The organism is Pedobacter cryoconitis, from assembly GCF_003259615.1.
In the GTDB taxonomy this organism is placed as follows: domain Bacteria; phylum Bacteroidota; class Bacteroidia; order Sphingobacteriales; family Sphingobacteriaceae; genus Pedobacter; species Pedobacter cryoconitis.
Genome location: NZ_QLLR01000033.1, coordinates 37,546 through 58,472 on the forward strand (window position 1 = coordinate 37,546; position 20,927 = coordinate 58,472).

At 38.8% G+C, this 20,927-nt stretch carries 20 protein-coding genes; 11 read left to right on the forward strand and 9 right to left on the reverse strand.

Annotated elements, in window-relative coordinates:
* Window positions 1-20 precede the first annotated feature (20 nt).
* The 5 genes from LY11_RS22565 (at window position 21) to LY11_RS22580 (ending at window position 4,601) form a co-directional block, all read left to right on the forward strand.
* Window positions 21-1,334 carry an aspartate kinase gene (locus LY11_RS22565; RefSeq protein ID WP_111635882.1) on the forward strand — a complete coding sequence of 438 codons (1,314 nt, stop codon included), beginning with the start codon at window positions 21-23 and terminating at the stop codon, window positions 1,332-1,334.
* Between the two features lie 186 nt (window positions 1,335-1,520).
* Window positions 1,521-2,672 carry a diaminopimelate decarboxylase gene (lysA, locus tag LY11_RS22570; RefSeq protein WP_111635883.1) on the forward strand — a complete coding sequence of 384 codons (1,152 nt, stop codon included), beginning with the start codon at window positions 1,521-1,523 and terminating at the stop codon, window positions 2,670-2,672.
* Window positions 2,673-3,213: 541 nt separating this feature from the next.
* Window positions 3,214-3,438, forward strand: coding sequence for a hypothetical protein (locus LY11_RS27130; RefSeq protein ID WP_245952863.1), 225 nt, complete (start codon window positions 3,214-3,216; stop codon window positions 3,436-3,438).
* 8 nt (window positions 3,439-3,446) lie between these two features.
* Window positions 3,447-4,118 (forward strand): TolB-like translocation protein, encoded by a 672-nt coding sequence (locus LY11_RS22575; RefSeq protein WP_245952864.1) that lies wholly within the window; start codon window positions 3,447-3,449, stop codon window positions 4,116-4,118.
* A gap of 27 nt (window positions 4,119-4,145) precedes the next feature.
* A complete protein-coding gene (locus tag LY11_RS22580; protein ID WP_111635885.1) occupies window positions 4,146-4,601 on the forward strand; it encodes an NTF2 fold immunity protein in 456 nt (151 codons plus the stop codon).
* Between the two features lie 11 nt (window positions 4,602-4,612).
* Here LY11_RS22580 and LY11_RS22585 read toward each other — a convergent pair whose 3' ends face one another.
* From LY11_RS22585 to LY11_RS22605, 5 genes are all read right to left on the reverse strand, one after another.
* On the reverse strand, window positions 4,613-5,440 hold the full coding sequence (locus LY11_RS22585; protein WP_111635886.1) for an ion transporter: 828 nt from the start codon (window positions 5,438-5,440) through the stop codon (window positions 4,613-4,615).
* A gap of 48 nt (window positions 5,441-5,488) precedes the next feature.
* Window positions 5,489-5,941, reverse strand: coding sequence for a GNAT family N-acetyltransferase (locus tag LY11_RS22590; RefSeq protein WP_111635887.1), 453 nt, complete (start codon window positions 5,939-5,941; stop codon window positions 5,489-5,491).
* Window positions 5,942-6,000: 59 nt separating this feature from the next.
* Window positions 6,001-8,727, reverse strand: a complete 2,727-nt coding sequence (locus LY11_RS22595) for an outer membrane beta-barrel family protein (RefSeq protein ID WP_111635888.1) — start codon at window positions 8,725-8,727, stop codon at window positions 6,001-6,003.
* Between the two features lie 555 nt (window positions 8,728-9,282).
* A complete protein-coding gene (locus tag LY11_RS22600; RefSeq protein WP_111635889.1) occupies window positions 9,283-9,666 on the reverse strand; it encodes an SRPBCC domain-containing protein in 384 nt (127 codons plus the stop codon).
* Between the two features lie 53 nt (window positions 9,667-9,719).
* Window positions 9,720-10,910 (reverse strand): acyl-CoA dehydrogenase family protein, encoded by a 1,191-nt coding sequence (locus LY11_RS22605; RefSeq protein WP_111635890.1) that lies wholly within the window; start codon window positions 10,908-10,910, stop codon window positions 9,720-9,722.
* Between the two features lie 158 nt (window positions 10,911-11,068).
* Here LY11_RS22605 and LY11_RS22610 point away from each other — a divergent pair, with 158 nt between their 5' ends.
* Complete coding sequence (locus tag LY11_RS22610) at window positions 11,069-11,437, forward strand: dihydroneopterin aldolase (RefSeq protein ID WP_111635891.1); 369 nt, start codon at window positions 11,069-11,071, stop codon at window positions 11,435-11,437.
* A 10-nt stretch (window positions 11,438-11,447) separates the two neighbouring features.
* Entirely contained in the window at window positions 11,448-12,857 is a 1,410-nt protein-coding gene (locus tag LY11_RS22615; protein WP_111635892.1) for an FAD-binding oxidoreductase, read from the forward strand.
* Between the two features lie 87 nt (window positions 12,858-12,944).
* Here LY11_RS22615 and LY11_RS22620 read toward each other — a convergent pair whose 3' ends face one another.
* On the reverse strand, window positions 12,945-13,427 hold the full coding sequence (locus LY11_RS22620) for an acyl-CoA thioesterase (protein WP_111635893.1): 483 nt from the start codon (window positions 13,425-13,427) through the stop codon (window positions 12,945-12,947).
* Window positions 13,428-13,503: 76 nt separating this feature from the next.
* Between LY11_RS22620 and LY11_RS22625 the strand changes: the two genes are divergently transcribed.
* Window positions 13,504-13,938 carry an Hsp20/alpha crystallin family protein gene (locus LY11_RS22625; protein ID WP_111635894.1) on the forward strand — a complete coding sequence of 145 codons (435 nt, stop codon included), beginning with the start codon at window positions 13,504-13,506 and terminating at the stop codon, window positions 13,936-13,938.
* Between the two features lie 218 nt (window positions 13,939-14,156).
* Complete coding sequence (locus tag LY11_RS22630; RefSeq protein WP_146610898.1) at window positions 14,157-14,519, forward strand: hypothetical protein; 363 nt, start codon at window positions 14,157-14,159, stop codon at window positions 14,517-14,519.
* On the opposite strand, the gene LY11_RS22635 is transcribed toward LY11_RS22630, so the two are convergent.
* From LY11_RS22635 to LY11_RS22645, 3 genes are all read right to left on the reverse strand, one after another.
* Window positions 14,495-15,655, reverse strand: a complete 1,161-nt coding sequence (locus LY11_RS22635; protein ID WP_111635896.1) for an alpha/beta fold hydrolase — start codon at window positions 15,653-15,655, stop codon at window positions 14,495-14,497. The two genes, LY11_RS22630 and LY11_RS22635, sit on opposite strands and share 25 nt — an antisense overlap.
* A 48-nt stretch (window positions 15,656-15,703) precedes the next feature.
* A complete protein-coding gene (locus LY11_RS22640; RefSeq protein ID WP_111635897.1) occupies window positions 15,704-16,474 on the reverse strand; it encodes a PKD domain-containing protein in 771 nt (256 codons plus the stop codon).
* Between the two features lie 168 nt (window positions 16,475-16,642).
* On the reverse strand, window positions 16,643-18,034 hold the full coding sequence (locus LY11_RS22645; RefSeq protein ID WP_111635898.1) for an arginine decarboxylase: 1,392 nt from the start codon (window positions 18,032-18,034) through the stop codon (window positions 16,643-16,645).
* A gap of 102 nt (window positions 18,035-18,136) precedes the next feature.
* Between LY11_RS22645 and rocF the strand changes: the two genes are divergently transcribed.
* Both rocF and argS read left to right on the forward strand, forming a co-directional pair.
* Entirely contained in the window at window positions 18,137-19,087 is a 951-nt protein-coding gene (gene rocF / locus LY11_RS22650; protein WP_111635899.1) for an arginase, read from the forward strand.
* Between the two features lie 4 nt (window positions 19,088-19,091).
* Window positions 19,092-20,873 carry an arginine--tRNA ligase gene (gene argS / locus LY11_RS22655; protein ID WP_111635909.1) on the forward strand — a complete coding sequence of 594 codons (1,782 nt, stop codon included), beginning with the start codon at window positions 19,092-19,094 and terminating at the stop codon, window positions 20,871-20,873.
* Window positions 20,874-20,927 lie beyond the last annotated feature (54 nt).

Here is a 20,927-nt window from a genome sequence, read left to right on the forward strand (position 1 = left end):
TATTAACCCAATTTAGAAACATGAAGATATTAAAGTTTGGCGGAACTTCTGTCGGAAGCCCTGAGCGGATGACCAAATTGCTGGATATTATCAATCCGGCTGAAGAGCAAATTGTAGTTTTATCAGCAGTGTCTGGTACAACGAATGGTTTAGTAGAAATTTCGGGCAAACTTTTAAAGGAAGATAAACAGGGGGCGTTAATTTTAATTAACGCCCTAAATCAAAAATATAATGAATTTGTTATTGAGCTTCTTCCTGAGGGTGATTTCAGGGAGCAGGGGCAGGAAGTGGTGGATTACCATTTTCAGTTTTTAGCTTCTCTGGCCAATGATATTTTCACTCCTGTTGAAGAAAAAGTAGTTTTAGCGCAAGGTGAATTATTGTCCACTACGCTTTATCATATTTATTTGAAATCTATTGGCGTGCCTTCGGTGTTATTACCTGCGCTTGATTTCATGAAAATTGATGAGGATAATGAACCTGATATTCCTTTTGCAACGGCAAACCTTACGCCTTTACTGGAGAAGCATAAGGGCAATAAGTTATTTATTACACAGGGTTTTATTTGCAGAAATAGCTTTGGTGAGGTAGATAATCTTCGCCGTGGCGGAAGTGATTATACGGCTTCATTGATTGGTGCTGCTATTTTAGCGGAGGAAGTACAGATCTGGACGGATATTGACGGAATGCACAATAATGATCCAAGGATTGTAAAGGGTACAAAACCAATTTCTCATCTTTCTTTTGATGAGGCTGCGGAGCTTGCTTATTTCGGAGCCAAAATCCTTCATCCTCAGTCGGTATTCCCGGCACAGAAATATAAAATCCCGGTCAGGTTATTAAATACGATGGAGCCTTCTGCTGCGGGTACATTGATTTCTGCGGAGAGTGAAAAGGGTAAAATCAAGTCTATCGCTGCTAAGGATGGTTTGATTGCTATCCGAGTGCAGTCGAGCCGTATGCTTTTGGCTTATGGTTTCTTAAGAAGGGTATTCGAGATTTTTGAGCGTTATAAAACGCCGATCGATATGATTACAACTTCGGAGGTTGCTGTTTCTTTAACGATAGATTTCACGGATAACCTGGATAAAATTGTAGAGGAGCTGCATGCTTTTGGTTCTGTAGAGATTGACAGGGAGCAGACGATTGTTTGTGTAGTGGGTGATTTTGGAGCAAGTAAACATGGTTTTGCATCAAGAGTGCTGGATTCTATCAAGCATATCCCGATCAGAATGATCTCTTATGGGGGAAGTAATTATAATATCTCTTTATTAGTTAATACAGGGGATAAAACAGAGGTACTGAGAAGTTTACATAACCGGATTTTTGAATAAAAACCGGGTTATCTCTTTTTGAGGTAAGTGAGGACGGCTATAATAATAAAAATGAGTACGATAAAGAGCCTGACTCTTCTGTCGTATTCTTTTTTGTTGATTTTCTGACGTTGAAGATCGAAATAGTTGCCCAGGTAAATCAACAGCATTCCAATTAGACAAAATACAATAAGATATTTAAACATTATGTTTTCGAACAAAGATATAGCACAGTTTGCAGATTTAGAAACGCCTTTTTATTATTATGACCTGAGTTTATTACAACTAAGCTTAAGTGCTTGTGTTGAAGCGGCTAAGGTTTATGATTTTCACGTACATTATGCGATGAAAGCGAATTTTAATGATACGCTGCTGAACAAAATTAAAGTGGCTGGTTTGGGCGCTGATTGTGTAAGTGGCAATGAGGTGAAAAAGGCTATTGAAATAGGTTTTGATAAGAAACAGGTCGTATTTGCTGGTGTGGGTAAGTCAGACAGGGAAATCAATGAGGCGCTGGATCTGGATATTTTCTGCTTTAATGTAGAGTCTGTTCAGGAGTTAGAGGTGATCAATGAGCTTGCCGGAAAAAAGGGTAAGGTAGCTAAGGTTGCAATCCGTATCAATCCGAATGTGGATGCGCATACGCACCATAATATTACAACGGGACTGGATGAGAATAAGTTCGGTGTAAATTCATGGGACCTTCCTGCTTGTGCGGAGGCTTTAAAGGCTTCTGCAAATTTAGAGTTCATCGGTATACATTTCCATATTGGTTCACAGATCACGAATTTAGATGTTTTTAAGAATCTTTGTGTAAGGATCAACGAGTTTGCGAAATGGTTCGAGGAGCGTGGTTTCTTGGTAAAGGTGTTAAATGTTGGTGGTGGATTGGGTATTGATTACCAGAATCCTGAGCAGCAGATCCCTGATTTTGCAGCTTATTTTAAGATTTTTAATGACTTTTTAGAAAGAAGGCCTAATCAAGAGGTTCATTTTGAACTGGGCAGAGCGATTGTTGGTCAGTGTTCTTCGCTGGTTAGCAGAGTGCTTTATGTGAAGAATGGGAAGAGCAAGAATTTTATCATTCTGGACGCGGGAATGACGGAGTTAATGAGGCCGGCTCTTTACCAGGCTTATCACCAGATCGAGAATCTGAGTAAGCAGGATGGGGATGCTGGGGTGAAGTATGATGTGGTTGGCCCGATTTGCGAGAGTACGGATTGTTTTGGGAAAGAGGTGCTGTTACAGGAGACGCAGAGGGGCGATTTAGTGGCGATCAGGAGTACTGGGGCGTATGGTGAGGTGATGAGTTCACATTATAATCTGAGGGAAAATGTAAGGGTGGTTTTTAGTAAGTAGTTTCTCTATATAGGATAAAAAAAAAGTAACAGGCCATATTTCTGCCGACGTTCCTGAAGTAGGAACAAGGTCAGAAATATGGCCTGTTGCTTTTTTTTATTTCTTAATTTTTCAGGAGTAACTTTTACATAACTAAAAAGACACCCTTTCATTTAAGTCAGCATAATAATTGTGAAGTGGGAGTTGTTTGTTTTGAGGAGAAAGGGTTTGGTTTGTTTTGAGGAGAAAAGGTTTGGTTTAGCGTTGAGGAGAAAAAAATTGGATTGGCATTGAGGTGAAGCGTTTGATATTGTGAACTGTTCCGACAACTAACAGATGACGAACTTATCTCTATATTCGGGAGGCAGGCTTTAGTTTGTGCCGGATAAAAATGCTTTTTCTATTACATCTATAATTGGATTATTCAGTAATCTTGAAGCCGGGGTTCCAATAGCTGAAAGTCAATAGAAAGTTAATGGGTTTTCTGGTTGTTTGAATCCATTAAATACTTAAATATGTGCTAAACTTGATTTAGCACTATAAATAATATTAGATACAATATATGAGATCGTTTAAATTTTTATTTCCAGCGCTATCGCTTTTAGCAGTGGCTTGTAATTCTAACAGTAATTCCAATAAGGTTGAAACGCCTAAGGTTATAGATAATAAATATTCGCTGGCTTATCAGCTGGAAGGGAAAATTGTGGCGGCAAATGCGGATACGTCGAAACAAATTTCTTTTGGGGGGCTACTGATCCGGCAATCTCCCCGGATGGGAATAAGTTAGCTTACACGGTGAGTGATAGTTTGGGTGACCGCTCTATCTGGGTGGCGGATATGATCAGTAAAAGCCAGGCTAAGTTAAATGTGAGTAGTAAAAATTATTACCGGGCTGTTTGGTCTTCTTCGGGAGATAGGATAGCTTTTAGCATTTTTAATAAAAAGGCACTTTGGAAGGTTGGGGTAATTAAGACAGATAATTCAGGTTATGTTATGCTGGATAGTGTATCGAAGCTTAATGTTTATGCGCCGACGTGGAAGAATGAGAGTCAGCTTGTAGCTCAGGATCTTCAAAAGCTTTATACTTTTGATTTGACTGGAAAAGTTGTAGAGGCAGTAAATATTTCTAACCTGATTGGAAAGGATCTTTCAATTGCGAGCAATAATAGTTTCTTTTATAGTAAGGATGGAAGGAAGTTGGTTTTTAATGCGGGTAACAAGGATGTTTTACCGGGTTTGACCGGGCCGGGTGAAGCGGTTTATGTGCTGGATCTTACTTCAAAACAGGTGAAAAGAATTTCTCCGGAAGGGGTGAGCATACCTTCTCTTTTTGTCACTGGAAATGATAAGGTTATTTATAGTGGGATGGAGAAGCCGTTTAAGGTTTCCAAAATATATACTACTGATTTAGATGGAAGTGATGTCAAAGTTGTTGTAGACAGGGGGAATAATCCAACAGCTAATTAAGGATTAGTTATTATTTGACCTGATATTATGGATTTAGAGAAGTATACTTTTGATAGCATTGCTGATGCTGAGCGTACAGCTGAGAAAACGGTGACCGAATTTGTAATTGTTTACAATAGATGGGCTAAGGAGTGCCATAATATGGTGGTGGCTGATCGGGAGAAGCTGAATGAGCTAACTCAAAAGAATAGTATTGCAAGACAAACTTTACAGGAGATTTATAAAAAGTATTGTACTTCAAAGAATAGACAGTATCATCGGAATGGTACAGGATACTATTTTTATGGCGGTACTTATATGGCGGGGACGGCAATTGAAAGTTGTACGGAGTTGTCTAAAAATGAAGTGATGGTTCAGACGGAAAAGGTTAAAAATTTTTCACCTGTGAAAAGATATTTGGTGGTGAAGAAGGGACAGATTTGGAAGATAGATGGAGTGGAGAGTTTAAACGGGAATAAGGTGTGGGAGTTTGATATACTTTAAATATGAAAATATTAAGCCTTCTCCGGTTCTTTTAATTCTTTCCCGCATCTGGAACAAAACCTTGCATTTGCGGGATAAATCGGGGCATAACATACGGGACATTTTTCCTTGGCTTCATCTGTTGCCCTTGCCATTTCTACAGATACTATACCAGTAGGTACGGCAATAATACCATAGCCGATAATCATCAGGATGCTTGCCAGAAGCTGGCCTAAAGGGCTTTGTGGTGAAATATCACCGTAGCCAACGGTGGTAATTGTAACTATTGCCCAGTAAATAGAAACGGGGATGCTTGTGAAACCACTTGCATCCCCTTCAATAATATACATGAGTGTACCGATAATGGTGACCAGTGTAACGACGCTTGCCAGGAATACCGTGATTTTATACAGGCTGTTTTTAAGCGCGTTTCTTAATATATTTCCTTCACTGGTGAAACGGCTCAGTTTTAAGATCCGGAAAACTCTAAGTAATCTGAATGCACGAATAACAACCAGGTAGTGCGCTCCTGCCAGAAACAGGCTCAGATAAGTCGGTAAAAAAGCAATAATATCTATGAGCCCGTAAAAGCTGAAAATATATTTGGAGGGTTTATTACTGCTGTAAATCCGAAGTGCATATTCCACCGTAAAGAATATTGTGAAAATCCATTCCACAATACGGATGTAAAGCAGATATTGAGCTCTGAAACTAGCCACGCTTTCCAGAAAAACAGACAGAATGCTTAAAAGAATAACCCATAGCAAAATCAGATCAAATAGTTTACCTGCTTTGGTGTCTGATTCGAATATGATTTTGTGAAGCTTCTTTCTGAAGATTTCGTTATTTCTGGTGGCCATATCTGCAAGGTTAATCTAATTCTGCGCTTTACAGAAATTAATTTTATGCTATTTGAGTTTCAGTTCATAAATCCGGGACTCTTCTTCCCAGGGATGATAACCCATTCCTATGTATTGATAACCATATTTTTCATATAATCCGATATGATCAGTACATAAGTATAAATTATCAAATCCTGCCTGGATAGTATCTTCTTTTGCTTTGTCCAACAGCAGTTTGCTATAGGCTTTTCCCCGGTGTTTTTCATCCACATATAAAGCGCAAACCCAGGGGTATAAATCCATTCTGCTGATAAAATCATTAGGAACCAATCCTGCGCAGCCAATAATTTCATTCTCTTTTTCCAGCAGATACCATTGAGGAAATGCCCCTTTTGCATTGATGCAATTTGTTAAGCAATCTTCATAAAGAATTGGCTCTACTTCAGACCAGCAGGTTTGAAGGTAATGAATTGCTTTCTTTAGATATTCCGGGTGTTCTCTTAAGGATATAAGTTTCATAATCAGGTAATAATTGGACTTCGTGTAATTTAAATAGGAAACCCTTAAATTACGTATTTCTAAAGTCTTTTAAGTGCCTCTTCGTTACCTGCTTTTTTCTCCGGTGAGTTCATCTTGTTTTTACCGAATTTATAGGTGAAACCAACGCTTATCCTCCGGCTGTCAGAATTGATGATCTGCTGCGCACGATAAGAGCCAAAATCAGTGTCCTGATGATAGTCATTCCTTTTAAAAACGATCTCATTACCACTCAGTCTGACCTGACCTTTTCCCGAAAAGACATCCAATAAAAAGGAAGCATCTATGTTTTTATAACCGCTGTATTTGGTTAATCCCTGGCTATAACGTGTCCAGTAATAGGCATCTACTTGTAATTTAAGGGTTTTTGATAATTGGAATATATGAGAAGATTTAAAGTCTGAATGGAAGGCGCTAAGTTCAAAAGGATTACCTAATACCTGGCCGCGGGCTTTGGTATAGCCTAAAACTGTACCGCTGTTTTGAGTTTCCCACCAGCTGTTGAAGCGCAGGGGATACAAAAGGAAAAGTGATAAGTCTGAAGATTTATTCAAGTTCTGGCGGGAGAAGAAAGTGACTTTCGTTATATAGTCCTGACTGGATGGGAGTAAGACAATTACATCGCTTGCAGCAGTATAACTTAATGATAAGTTTAGTTTGTGAATATTACTGGTTATGGTATAGATATTATCGTATTCAGGTTTAAGGGCCGGATTACCTTGCTCAACAGTATACTTATTGATAAAAACGGTATAGGGAACCAGCTCATAATAAGCTGCTCTGGAAATAGTTCTTTTAAAAGAGAAAGCTAGATTATTGTGTTCGTTGAAATTATGCTGATATAAAAAAGAAGGAAAAGCATTGAAATAACTTTGATCGAAAACCCCTTTAAATACAACTTTGGTGTTTTCAGTCCGAACGCCTATTTGTAATTTGTCTTTTTTCCAGTCCTTACTCAAAATAAGATAAGCACCAGCTATAGTCTCTGATAGTTTACTCTGGTTGGAGTAAGCCGGATCGGATACAAACTGATTATCCTTAGCGATTTCATAGTCGACGCTACTTCTTGAATCTGTTTGCTGATACTTGATGCCAGTCTCCAATGTCCACTGCTGCTTAAGCGCACGCCTGTAATCAACCTGTGCATTATAAATATTGATATTAGTAATATTCACGGTTTGATAAACAGGAGGCGTTTTGATAACTTCACCCAAGGTATTTAACAATACCGAAGGAAAAGATTGAAACATATTGCGTCTGAAAGGGGTCAACGTAGCCAGTACAGTCAATTCATTTTTCGATGAATCTGTCAGCAAATGATAATTAAGATTATAAGTATAAAATGATGCCTTCTGATCAAAAGTAGCATTGGTGTATAAGGTAGAATCAATTGCTGCACCTTGTTTTCCAAATTGATTAACCGTTCCCCATGGGCCACCGAACTTCATGGGGTTACCATTGATCAGTACTCCGATTGTCTGATCCTTAGTTAACTCTAAATCAGCGCCTAACTGGAAATTAAAAACTTTATTGTTCGAAAGTCTTCTCCAGTTATCAGTCAACAGATCAGGATCTTCCGGATCGCCCAGTACCCGGTTCGAACTAACAGCAAACAGATAATCACTTCTGTTTATTCCAGCAGTTCCATAAAGTGTAAGCGCTTTGTGTTTATAAGTTATCGTACCATTCAGTTCAGACCTGCCATAACTACCCATAGAACCATCAGCTCTTACCGAGGCAGTTACTCCATCAGTCGTACTCTTTTTCGTGGTAATATTAATTACAGCACCATAACTCGCATCATATTTTGAGGACGGCTGTGTAATCAATTCCACCTTTGAAATATTTCCCGAAGGTAATGTCTCCAGAATATTTTGTAAAATAGCATCAGGCACCGGCTTATTATCAATTAATATCATTGTCTTCTTTCCCTGAAGCGTTACGCTATTATCAGCAGAAATCTTGACAAAAGGAGCAGATTTTAAAAGCTGTAATGAATTCCCAATAGCCATTGGACTATTCTCTACATTCAGGATAAAACGATCGCTCTTAGTCTCTACTGAAGGGCGGCTCGCCATGATCTTAACCTCACGCAAGGTTTCAGCTAAAGCTTTTAATCTGATTGACTCTATAAGTAAACCATTTTGAGAATTCAAACTCAGCAGGGGTGTTGTGAATTGCTGATAACCGATGGCTGTTACTTTAATCTTGTAATCCCCCAATTTAATTCCCGGGAATAAAAATCTTCCTGTTGAATCACTGAGTGCATTAAGTACAAACGACGAATCAGCTGCCCTCCTTAATGTCAAGGTTACATATTCTAACGGCTTTTGTAGCTCATCTATCACTCTGCCAGTTATCTGGCTGGTAATCAAAGTATCTAAGGCCGATTGATTTGAAATCGTAACGTGATCACTAATTTTCAGACCAGAAGTTTTTTGCGGCTTGTCCAGCGGATAAACAGAATAGTTTTTATCATCAATCTTATACCAGCCTAACTTCAAAGGCGTTAATAATCCGTTTAAAATCTCTCCGATTTTCTTCCCTTTAAATTCAGCCGTATTAAAAGCCACTTTCTTCTGACTCATACTTTCCTGCTCATATAAGAAATTCACCTTATATAAAACACTTAAATTCTTCAGGGCTTCCGTCAGCGGTATCGTAACTGGGACAGCAGCGGACTGCGTTAATAATTCTTTTCTAAAACCATAACTTAAAGAGCAATGGCAACATAGTAACAGGCTCAGGCAAAAGTAAATTCTTTTCATAATGTCGTTTTCGAGCCTATTAGCCGCAAACTATTTCTTTTACCCCATTACAAAGATATATTTTAATCAATAGTTGTTAATTACCTGTAATTCAATTGAATAAAATATATCTTTTTTTTGTATAAATGATATAATTGAAACGATTTATCAATCAATATTCGTGAATGATAATGTGCAAATGATAATCTGATTAGCTGACCCAGGCAGTTTCTCAATCATTCCACCTAAAAGCTATTTCACTATATTTAGCCACTAACCAAGACTTCCTCTAGCCACCAACCAAGACCTCTTCTAGCCACCAACCAAGACTTCTTCTAGCCACCAACCAAGACTTCCTCTAGCCACCAACCAAGACCTCTTCTAGCCACCAACCAAGACCTCTTCTAACCACCAACCAAGACCACATCTAACCACCAACAAATACCTTGTGTAACGCAAATCTGTAAGTTGTAAAATAAATAAGGCATTATAAATTCCAGACATTGTTCATTCTTCATGAACGTCGACTGGAATTTATAATGCCTTATTTATTTTATAGTACAGTTCTAAGTGGAACTACTCTTCTTCGAAGAAATCCTGCAATCCCCCAATATAGTACTCATTCAAACCAGTTGTAAAATCTTCATAATCCTCCTCAGGAATATTCGTCTGTACAAACTCCAGAGAAGTCCCCTTTTTGTCCGCATGAAACTTAATCGTCACAATCGAAGGCTCATTCTCCTCACCAAAGTACCACTGCTGTACAATTTTTTTACCATACTCAAACTCCAGGTTCTTCCCGATAATATCCCCTTCCCATAAAGAGAACTCTGTATCCGGCTGATCCGTAAACTCAACTTCAGCACCAGTCCATAACTGTATACTTTGTGCCTTGGTCATTGCCAGATAAACCTCTTCAGGCGGAGCAGGAAGATAGTAGTATTTTTTAAAAGTCTTCATTCGTAATCTATCGTTTATTATATAACGACCATGAAACAATCATGGCCAATTTCTTATTTAAAAGCATTGATGCCCGTTACATCCATTCCTGTAATCAGCAAATGAATATCATGTGTACCCTCGTAAGTAACAACCGATTCCAGGTTCATCATATGGCGCATAATTGAATACTCACCAGTAATTCCCATACCGCCGAGCATTTGCCTTGCATTTCTGGCAACATCCAGTGCAATTTCAACACTATTTCTTTTCGCCATTGAAATCTGTTCAGCCGTCGCCCTGTTCTCACTCTTTAACACACCCAGTCTCCAAACCAATAACTGGCCCTTAGTGATTTCAGTAATCATTTCGGCAAGCTTTTTTTGCTGCAGTTGAAATCCGCCAATAGGCTTTCCGAACTGAATACGCTCCTTAGCATAACGCAAAGCAGTATCATAACAATCCATTGCCGCACCTAAAGCTCCCCAGGCAATACCATATCTCGCCTGATTTAAACAGCCCAACGGCCCTTTAAGACCAGAGATTTCCGGGAATATATTTTCCTTAGGAACTTTTACATTGTCAAATACCAGTTCACCAGTGGCCGAAGCACGAAGGCTCCATTTATTATGCGTTTCAGGAGTTGAGAAACCCTCCATTCCACGTTCAACTACCATTCCTCTGATTTTTCCAGCTTCATCCTTCGCCCAAACTACAGCAATGTCGGCAAATGGAGCATTAGAAATCCACATTTTAGCACCATTTAACAAGTAATGATCACCCTTATCTTTGATAGTAGTGACCATGCCGCTTGGATTTGATCCATGATCCGGTTCAGTTAAACCAAAACAACCCATCATTTCGCCCGTAGCTAACTTAGGTAAGTATTTATGGCGCTGTTCCTCAGTGCCATACGCATAAATAGGGTACATCACCAAAGATCCCTGTACTGAAGCCGTAGAGCGAATACCCGAATCTCCGCGCTCTAATTCCTGCATAATGATACCGTAAGCAGTATAATCCAATCCTGCACCACCATATTCAACCGGAATAGTCGGGCCAAAAGCACCAATTTCACCCAATCCTTTAATTAAGTGCTTAGGGAATTCAGCTTTTTGGGCGTAATCTTCTATCACCGGACTGATTTCTTTCTTCACCCAGTCACGCACTGTTGATCTGATCAGTTTGTGCTCTTCAGACAATAATTCGTCTAACAGATAGTAGTCGGGTGCTTCATAAAGGTCTTTCTTTCCTGATTTGTTCATGGTTTACACTATATTTGGTTGAGCTGGCTTTGTGCTTCGAATCTTTTCGTATTATTATATAACTATTATCCGGGCCTTGTTTTCAAAGGTAATAATTTCGTCTAATGGCTGGCTAAAACCAATCAAAAATTTAATTTTGTTGCACTAATCAGATCATTATGTATTTACAAACTGTTGCTTTAAATGATGTCAAGTGTTTTGCGCTGCATGGATACTATCCGGAAGAGCAACTTACAGGAACCGAGTTTCTGGTAAGCGTTGAAGTTACTTTTATCCCTTCGGGCGATACGGAAGATTTGCAGCGAACCGTTAATTACGAAGTACTGAATACGATTATTCTGGAAGAAATGAGAAATACTAAAAAGATGCTGGAGTCTGTAGTTAAACTTATTTTGGACAGGACAATTTCATCTTTTCCTTTTATTTTGACTGCTGTTGCCGGAATAAAAAAAATGCACCCGCCAATGCCAGGAGAAATTGATCATTCTTTTGTTCAATTATCTTATACATCGGATAAGAAACACTAATAAAATATATATGTCTGCAATTCCTGCTTATACAAAGATAGATTCGGGGTTTTTAGCCCAGCTGGTCACCATTTTAGGTGCGAAAAATGTGTTTACTGATGATGTTTCTCTTTTAGATTATAGTCATGATGAAACGGAAGACCTTCATTATGCGCCAGAAGTAGTTGTCAAACCTGTTGATACGGCTGCTGTTTCTGCTTTATTGAAATTTTGTAATGAACACCATGTTCCGGTTACGCCAAGAGGTGGTGGAACTGGTTTAAGTGGTGGTGCTTTGCCTGTTTATGGTGGGGTATTGCTGTCTATGGAGCGTTTTAAAGCTATTATCTCTATTGATACTGAAAATCTGCAGGCTACGGTTGAACCGGGAGTAATTACCGAAGAATTCATGCATGCGGTGGCGGAAAAGGGGTTGTTATATCCTGTTGATCCGTCCAGTAAGGGTTCTTGCTTTATCGGTGGAAATGTGGCGCATGGTTCTGGTGGGCCAAGGGTTGTGAAGTATGGAACGATAAGGGAGTATATCTTAAATCTGGAGATCGTTTTGCCAACTGGCGAAGTGATCTGGACTGGCGCAAATACGCTTAAATATGCTTCGGGTTATAATCTGACACAGCTCATGATCGGATCTGAAGGAACTTTAGGGGTAGTAACTAAAATTGTAACTAAACTGATTCCCAAAGTGCAGCATAGTGTTTTGATGTTAGGTTCTTTTGCGGAGAATGAGCAGGCTTGTGCTGCGGTTTCTGCGATTTTCAGAGCTGGTATCACACCGTCTGCTTTAGAGTTTATGGAACGCAGAGGGGTAGAGTGGGTTGTTCAGTATGATGATATTAAATTTGATATTAAAGATGGGGTAAATGCTTATCTGATGATAGAGTTTGATGGGGATGATATGGATGGAATCTTTAAGGATTGTGAAAAGGTAAATGCTGTGCTGGAGGAGTTTGGCTGTACGGAAGTACTTTTTGCGGATACTGCCGGACAAAAGGAAGAGTTGTGGCGTATGCGCAGAACAATGGCTGAATCGGTGAAGTCCAATTCTGTTTATAAGGAGGAGGATACAGTTGTACCAAGGGCAGCGCTTCCAAAATTAATTAATGGGATTAAAGAGATTGGTTCCAGGTATGGTTTTGAAAGTGTGTGTTATGGCCATGCTGGTGATGGTAATTTACATATCAATATTATCAAAGCGGGGATGAGTGATGAGGATTGGAAGAATAAGCTGAAGGATGGTATTGTAGAGTTGTTCCAGTTAACGGCGGGTTTAGGCGGTACGATTTCTGGTGAGCATGGTATCGGACTTGTTCAGAAAGAGTTTATGTCTATTAAATATAGTGAGATCAATCTCAATTTAATGAGAGGGATTAAACAGGTTTTTGATCCGAACGGGATATTGAATCCTGGAAAGATATTTTAGTTATTTTAAACAAGGATAGTCATTGATTACTGGCTATCCTTTATTTAAGGATTTTAATAGTTCGTTTATAGTTTTTTAATAGTTTTTTTATAGTTGTTCAAAGGCAACCATTTTTGCTTTTTCGCTCTCAGGAATAGGAATGGCTTTTTTACTGGAGTGTGAAAAGGATACGCAAATGGTTTTTCCTTTGGTACAAATTTCTTCTTTACCATGGATGTGTTTTACGATCGTATATTCAAGGTCGAAACTGGTATTTCCAATTCTGGAGGTACGCACGTAAATACTTACTTTATCTTCTATAAATATTGGACTGATATAGTCCATGGAGGCCTGTGCAATCACTACGCCTGTTTCTTTCCAGTTCCAGGATATAGCGTTATTCCAGTATTTTGTACGGGCAATTTCAAGATAGGTAAAGTAGACTGCGTTATTTACGTGGCCAAGCATGTCGAAGTCTGCGAATCGGGTTTCAATCTGGGTTTTATACTTAAAACTGTCTAAAGTTCCCAGTGTTACTGACTTTTTGTCTGTCTGTTTTGTTTTTGTACGCCAAAATGTCTTAAATATCATAGATTATTGGGTTGGTATGAGAGTTGAATAGGTGCTTATATAATTTAAAAATAAAAAATTAAAGGAGATTATAGCTATGACATTAGTAAATTTTAACAATCGTACAAGAAGCCACGCACCTTACTTTAACAATGTTTTTGACTCTTTGTTCAGTGAAGCGCTAAATAAAAATTATACAATAAGTAAAGTTCCCGGTGTAAATATTATAGAATCGGAAACTGAATATACGATCGAACTGGCTGCACCTGGTTTAGAGAAAAGCGATTTTCAGATCAATTTGAAAAAAGACACGCTTTCTGTTTGGGCAGAGAAAAAAGTTGCTGATGGTGAGGTAAAGAAAAATTACAGCAGAAAAGAGTTTGATTATTTGTCTTTTGCAAGGTCGTTTACGTTACCTGAGAGTGTGGATGCGGAAAAGATTTCTGCTGAGTATGTGAATGGGATATTGACTATTGGGATTGGTAAAAAGGTTGAGGTGAAGGAAGAGAATAAAGAGATTAAAGTATTGTAAGTTTTGGTTTTTGGTTTAGAAAAAGGGGGTATCGGGAGGTATCCCCTTTTTTTATTGGAATATAAACGCCTTGGTTATTAGAAAATAAACGCCTGGTAACAGTTTCCGGTCGACGTTCATGAAGAATGAACAATGTCCGGAAACTGTTACGCAGGCGTTTATTTTTTCACAGAGCAATCCTTACCTTGGAAATGTAAAAAACTGGGATTGTTATTAGTTTGCTTGTTGGATCGTTATTTGGATTACTTGTTGGATTGTTATTAGGGTTGCTTGTTGGATTGTTATTGGGGTTACTTGTTGGATTGCTATTTGGATTGCTATTAGGGTTGCTTGTTGGATTGCTATTAGGATTACTTGTTGGATCGCTATTAGGATTACTTGTTAGATTGTTATTTGGATTACTTGTTGGATTGTTATTGGGGTTACTTGTTGGATTGCTATTAGGGTTACTTGTTGGATTGCTATTAGGGTTACTTGTTGGATTGCTATTAGGATTGCTTGTTGGATTGCTATTAGGGTTACTTGTTGGATTAATGTTAGGGTGCTTTTTAGATCGCTATTTGTTTTTTGCAGCTTTATAAGACTTGATAATCTCGTTGATAACCAATTGCGGATTGTCTGCGCCGACATAATGTGTAGTACCTTCTGCAAGGATTAATTTACTGTTGGGGCGGGCGGCGATGAATTTTTTATGCCCATCTTTCCATCCTTCAATATCTATTTGATCATCCCATGGTGGAGTTTCTGCATAAATATCTGTTATTGGTATTTGTGCAGGGAAGGGGGTAGCCCTCAGGGTTGCTGCATTTTTATGAAGATCTACGGCGATGTAATATATACTCGTATTTTTCTTTTTGATCTCTTCCAGTGTGCCGTTTGGGTTTGTAAGTACTCTTTTGATAGCCTCATCTGTATAGAAGCTACCAAGACTCGCATCTATAAAAACGGCAGCTTTTATTTTGGACGGGTTTCTTGCGGCATACATGGTGACGTAGAAGCCTCCTAAAGAGTGACACACTAAAATTTTGTTTGCATCGGCATAGCCTAATTTTGAAAGTCCAAGTTCTAATCCTTTGATTTCATTTGTAATATCAGAGTTTATAGAATCGCGGGTACTGTGGCCATAACCAGCTCTGTCGTAGGTGATCAGGGTTGCTCCGGTCGCATCGTATATGGGGATCAGGATGTCTGACCAAACGGTAGAGTTATCCATACCGCCGGTTTCAAACAGGATAACGGTTGATGAGCCTTTAATGATGTTGAAGAATAGTTGATGTGTGTTTACATCGACAAGGGTGTCCAGCGGTTTGTATTTTAGAAATGCTTGCTGGATTTTTGCTTTGCTCTGGTTGATTAGAGGCTGCCAGCGGGGATCTGCATGAAGGTTTTTTAATTCTTCATCCTGCTCCAGGAATTCAAGGTGGAAGGTTTGGATTTCTTGTATGTATTGTGCTAAGTAGTGGAAAGCTTTGTCGGGATTGTTGGCTAAGGCCCATGAGCTTGCAGCAATGTACTTATCTCGGTTTACGCCGTTGCCGTTGTTTTCTTTGAAAAGGGAGTCAAAGGATAAGGCGGATTTTAGGTATTGTTTCTGGTCTTTGTATTTTATGGCTCTTTGGTTGTGGTTTAGATAGGTTTTTGTCGGTAGGAATGTATTTTGCGCAAACAAGTTAATGGTGGTAAAGACCACCATTGTCAGGAGTAAAGCATGTTTCATTTGGTTCGGGGTTTTCTAAAAGACACCGAAGTTTAGGTTGCGTTGCAATTATTCATAATATCCAAACATTTCTAAACTGTATTCGTGAACATTTAAAGACCAGCTGAATTTTTTAGTGGTCGTTTTCCCGTTAAATAATGCGCCATTGCCCCCATAGTTACTGCTAAAAAGGGTGTAAACTCCTGAGGTGGTTTTTATCAATACCCGAATGTCGTACCTTCCGTCAACCACTGCAGCTTCATCAATCCCGAGTTTTTCTGATAGAGTATAAGTGATGAAATTATCATTAGGCAAGGCATCTTTATAAACGGGGCTTTTGTAAATTAAAAGAGCGTCAAAAGAACCACCTGGCAATACTGGGTATTCCTTGCCTTTTTCTCTTTTGGTAATTTCCATCCAGACATCGGCTTTATCTGATTTCGGAATGTTTTGATCGGTAGTCCAGTTTATATTAGTTAAAGTAACTGTCTTGAGAAAGGGAGAAATTACTTTTATTTTTTTATTGGTTACAGCAGTCTGTCCTTTCGTGCTTTTAACAGTGAGCGAAAGCGTATAATCTCCAGCTTTGCTGATCGAAAATAAAGTATTTTTTTTGGTGGAGAAGGTGCCTGCTCCCAGGTCCCATGCAAAAGTAGCCCCATCTTTAGAGGCATCATCCAGGGTGTAATCGATAGCTGCTTTAAGGGTTAGATTGGATGTTGTATCTCCGTTAACTGTAAAACTGGCTTTAGGTATGGACGGTGCTGGAAGGGCAGGGTCTTTTTTACAAGAATAAAAACTAAATAAAGTAAAGATTAACAGAGAATAGGTTAGTTTCATGTTTATGGCTTTTATTATTAAATGAATATTTTCCTAAGTTAATTTATTTCTTTAAAATACGTGCATTTTGTTTCTGATAATTCTTTTTTGTAACGGTATGTGAAAATTACTCATAAAAAAATCCCGCTCTTGCGAACGGGATTTGGTATTTCTTATCGTAATCCGGGGCTAGGTGTAACCCAGGATCTTTAATACTTGCTTACTGTTTTGTTCTTCTCCAAATACCTCAAAGTTGAATGTCTCATCACGGTTGCGACGGATAATTACATGTTTAGGACTTGGTAACAGACAGTGATGAATTCCACCGTATCCGCTCAATACTTCCTGATAAGCTCCGGTATTGAAGAAACCAAGATATTGTACTTTACGCGTTTTCGGCATAAATACGGAGTTCATATGCGCTTCCTGGTTATAGTAATCCTGACCATCGCAGGTAATACCGCCAAGATTCACTCTTTCGTATTCTGCATCCCAGTTATTGATTGGTAAAAGGATGTATTTTTGGTTTAGCGCCCATACATCAGGAAGGTTCGTAATGAAAGAACCATCCAGCATTAACCATTTTTCACGGTCGTTTTGTTGTTTACGTCCCAGTACTTTATAAAGGATACCCGAAGCTTCTGCTACTGTGTATTTACCGAATTCAGTAATAATATCTGGTTCTACTACATCGTGCTCAGCACAAATTTCTTTGATACGTTTAACGATTTCGTTCACCATATATTCATAATCGAAATCAAATACTAAAGAATCTTTGAATGGCATACCACCACCGATGTCTAAAGTATCCAGCTCAGGATTAATTTTCTTGAATTTACAGTATAAGGTTACGTATTTCTCCAGCTCATTCCAGTAGTACGGAGAATCCGTGATTCCTGAATTGATAAAGAAATGCAGTAGTTTAACCCTGAAGTTAGGATTAGCAGAAATTTTGTTGTTATAGAAGTCGATTACATCCTCCATACGTACGCCTAAACGTGAAGTATAGAATTGTGAGTCCGGCTGCTCTTCCGCTGCAATGCGGATACCTAAATTACAAGGTGTTTCCAACTCTACTTCGTCATCAAAAAGGTTAAATTCCTCTTTGTTGTCTAATACAGGGATGATGTTTTTGTACCCATCGTGCAACATATCAATGATATATTGTTTGTACTGATAGGTCTTAAAACCGTTACAGATAACGGTAATGTCTTTGGTAAGTGCGCCTTTTTTCTCAAGGGCCTCAATCATCGGCATATCGAACGCGGACGAAGTCTCTAAGTGAATGCCATTTTTTAAAGCTTCTTCGACGATGTGTCTGAAGTGCGAGCTTTTTGTACAATAGCAATACTTGTAATCCCCACGGTAATTGTTCTTGATGATCGCGGTCTGAAACAACAGTTTTGCCTGCTGTATTTTTTTAGTGATCATCGGAAGATAAGTAAAACGTAATGGCGTACCATAAGTTTCAATCATTTCCATTAAATTCAGATCCTGAAAGTATAGTTCGTCATCGATGACACTGTATCCTTCTTGAGGGAAACCTACACTTAGATCAAGAAATTCGGAGTAACTCTGCATTTTTTATATTTTTGAACAATTATTTAAAGGGTTGACAAATTAAAATGAGTTAATTTTGGTGCCAAAGATAAACACTTTAAAATACACTGGTAATTTTTTTTTATGACGAAGAGCTTAAAGATTATAGAAGTTAAGTCGGAGTTGGGCGCAGGTACACGCGGTGCCAGCCTGGGCGTAGACGCGATAAAGATTGCCGCCCTAGATTTTGGTAGTAGATTTTTTAAAAAACATAAGTCTGTTGAGGTTCCGAATGAGAACCATTTATTACTTGAAAACACGGGTAGTCCATTCGCTAAGCGGATTTCTGGTATTTTAACGATGGTAGAAAGAGTTGCGGATGAAGTGACTGAAACCTTAGGCAGAAATGAATTTCCAATTGTGCTGGCAGGTGACCACAGTACGGCTGCGGGAACAATCACAGGAATAAAAAAAGCTTTCCCTAAATCAAAATTAGGGGTAATTTGGATCGATGCACACTCAGATATGCACTCTCCTTACACTACTCCCTCTGGAAATATGCACGGAATGCCGCTTGCAATGGTACTTGATGAAGACAATCTTGACGCTAAGGTTAATGAACTTGATCAGGAAACTCTTAATTACTGGTATCAGTTAAAAAATGTCGGTAAAATTGCACCGAAGATTAGTTATAGCGATCTTGTGCTGATTTCTGCGCGGGATATGGAGAAACCGGAAGAGAATTTACTAAAGAAAAATAAGGTAAAGTTATACAGCACTGCTGAAGTCCGGAAAAGAGGGGTAGAGAGGATCGTGATTGAAACGATGCAATATCTGGATCAGTGCGATTTGATTTATGTATCATTTGATGTGGATTCTATGGACCCGACGGCTTCAAGAGGTACAGGAACTCCCGTAGCTCAGGGGCTTACTGAGCGTGAGGCTGGTGGGCTGATGTCCAGATTTCTTGCTTATCAAAAGGTATGTTGTTTTGAGATAGTAGAAGTTAACCCGACCCTTGACAGGGAGAATCAAATGGCTGAGCACGCATTTGAAATTTTAATTAAGGCAACGAATGCCTTTAGAAACGAATAGAATTATGAATATCCAACAACATATTATTACTGCGACCATCAATGCGGTCAAAGAACTATACAATCAGGATTTACCTGAAGCACAAATTAACCTCCAGGATACGCGCAGCGAGTTTGAAGGCGAAATTACCATCGTTGTGTTTCCTGTAGTCCGCTTTTCTAAAAAATCACCTGAAGCAACTGCAAATGATCTTGGGGAATACCTGAAGGAACATATTGAAGAAATAACAGCTTTTAATGTAGTTAAAGGGTTTTTAAACCTGAGCATCGTCAGCTCTTACTGGATTGATCTTTTCCAGACTGACCTGCTGAAAGAGAGTTTTGGTACTATTCCATCGAATGGTAAAAAAGTAATGGTCGAATATTCTTCGCCAAATACTAATAAACCACTTCACCTTGGACACGTTCGTAACAACTTATTAGGTTATTCTGTTTCTGAGCTGTTAAAGGCAAGCGGATCAGAGGTGTATAAGGTTAATTTAGTGAATGACAGAGGGATACATATCTGTAAGTCTATGCTGGCCTGGCAGAAATGGGGCAATGGCGAAACACCTGAAAGCTCTGGTTTAAAGGGCGATCACCTGGTTGGTAAGTATTATGTGATTTTCGATAAAGAATATAAAAAGGAAATCGAAGCACTGAAGGAAGCTGGTCAGACTGAGGATGAAGGCAAAAAGAATGCGCCTTTAATCAAAGAAGCTCAGGCGATGTTATTAGCCTGGGAAGCTGGTGATGAGGAGGTTATATCTTTATGGAAGAAAATGAACGGATGGGTTTATGATGGCTTCGCTGTAAGTTATAAAAACCTGGGTGTTGATTTTGATCAGTATTATTATGAAAGTAATACCTATTTATTAGGAAAAGATACGGTTGAGGAAGGTCTGGCTAAAGGAGTTTTCTTTAAAAAGCCTGACGGTTCCGTCTGGATCGATCTGACGGAAGACGGACTGGATCAGAAACTGGTACTTCGTGCAGATGGAACTTCAGTTTATATTACTCAGGATCTGGGTACTGCACAAATGAAATATGATGATTTCAAAATGGATGAGTCTATTTATGTAGTAGGTAATGAGCAGGATTATCATTTTAAGGTTTTATTCCTGATTTTAGATAAGTTAGGTAAGAGCTGGGCGAAAGGATTATATCATTTATCTTATGGAATGGTAGATCTGCCAAGTGGTAAAATGAAATCACGTGAAGGTACTGTCGTAGACGCGGATGATTTGATAGCGGAAATGATCGCTACAGCCAAGCAGAAAACTGAAGCACTGGGTAAAGTAGATCATTTCAGTGAGGAAGAGAAAGAAAGCCTTTACTATAAGATTGGAATGGGTGCTTTAAAATACTTCCTGTTAAAGGTTGAGCCTAAGAAGCGTTTGTTATTTGATCCTGCTGAGTCTATCGATTTCCAGGGAAATACTGGTCCTTTCATTCAATATACGCATGCAAGGATTAAATCGCTGTTAAGCAAAGCTGAATATAAGAATGGACAGCATGTTTCCAAAGATATTGCATTATCAGCGACTGAACTGGAAATGATCATTTTGTTATCAAGGTATCCTGCTGAAATTGCTTCTTCCGCTAAAGCGTTTAGTCCGGCTACTTTAGCCAACTATATTTATGAGGTGGCTAAGATGTTTAATAAGTTTTATCATGAGATCCCGCCAATTGTGAAGGAAGAAGATGAAGCGCTTAAACAACACAGATTAAATCTAAGCTGGGTAACTGCAAATGTTCTTAAATCTGGTATGCGTATTTTAGGAATTGAAGTTCCTGAAAGAATGTAATCGGCTATTATTGAATAATAATTATGCAATTTTTGCATTAACTATATAAAAGAG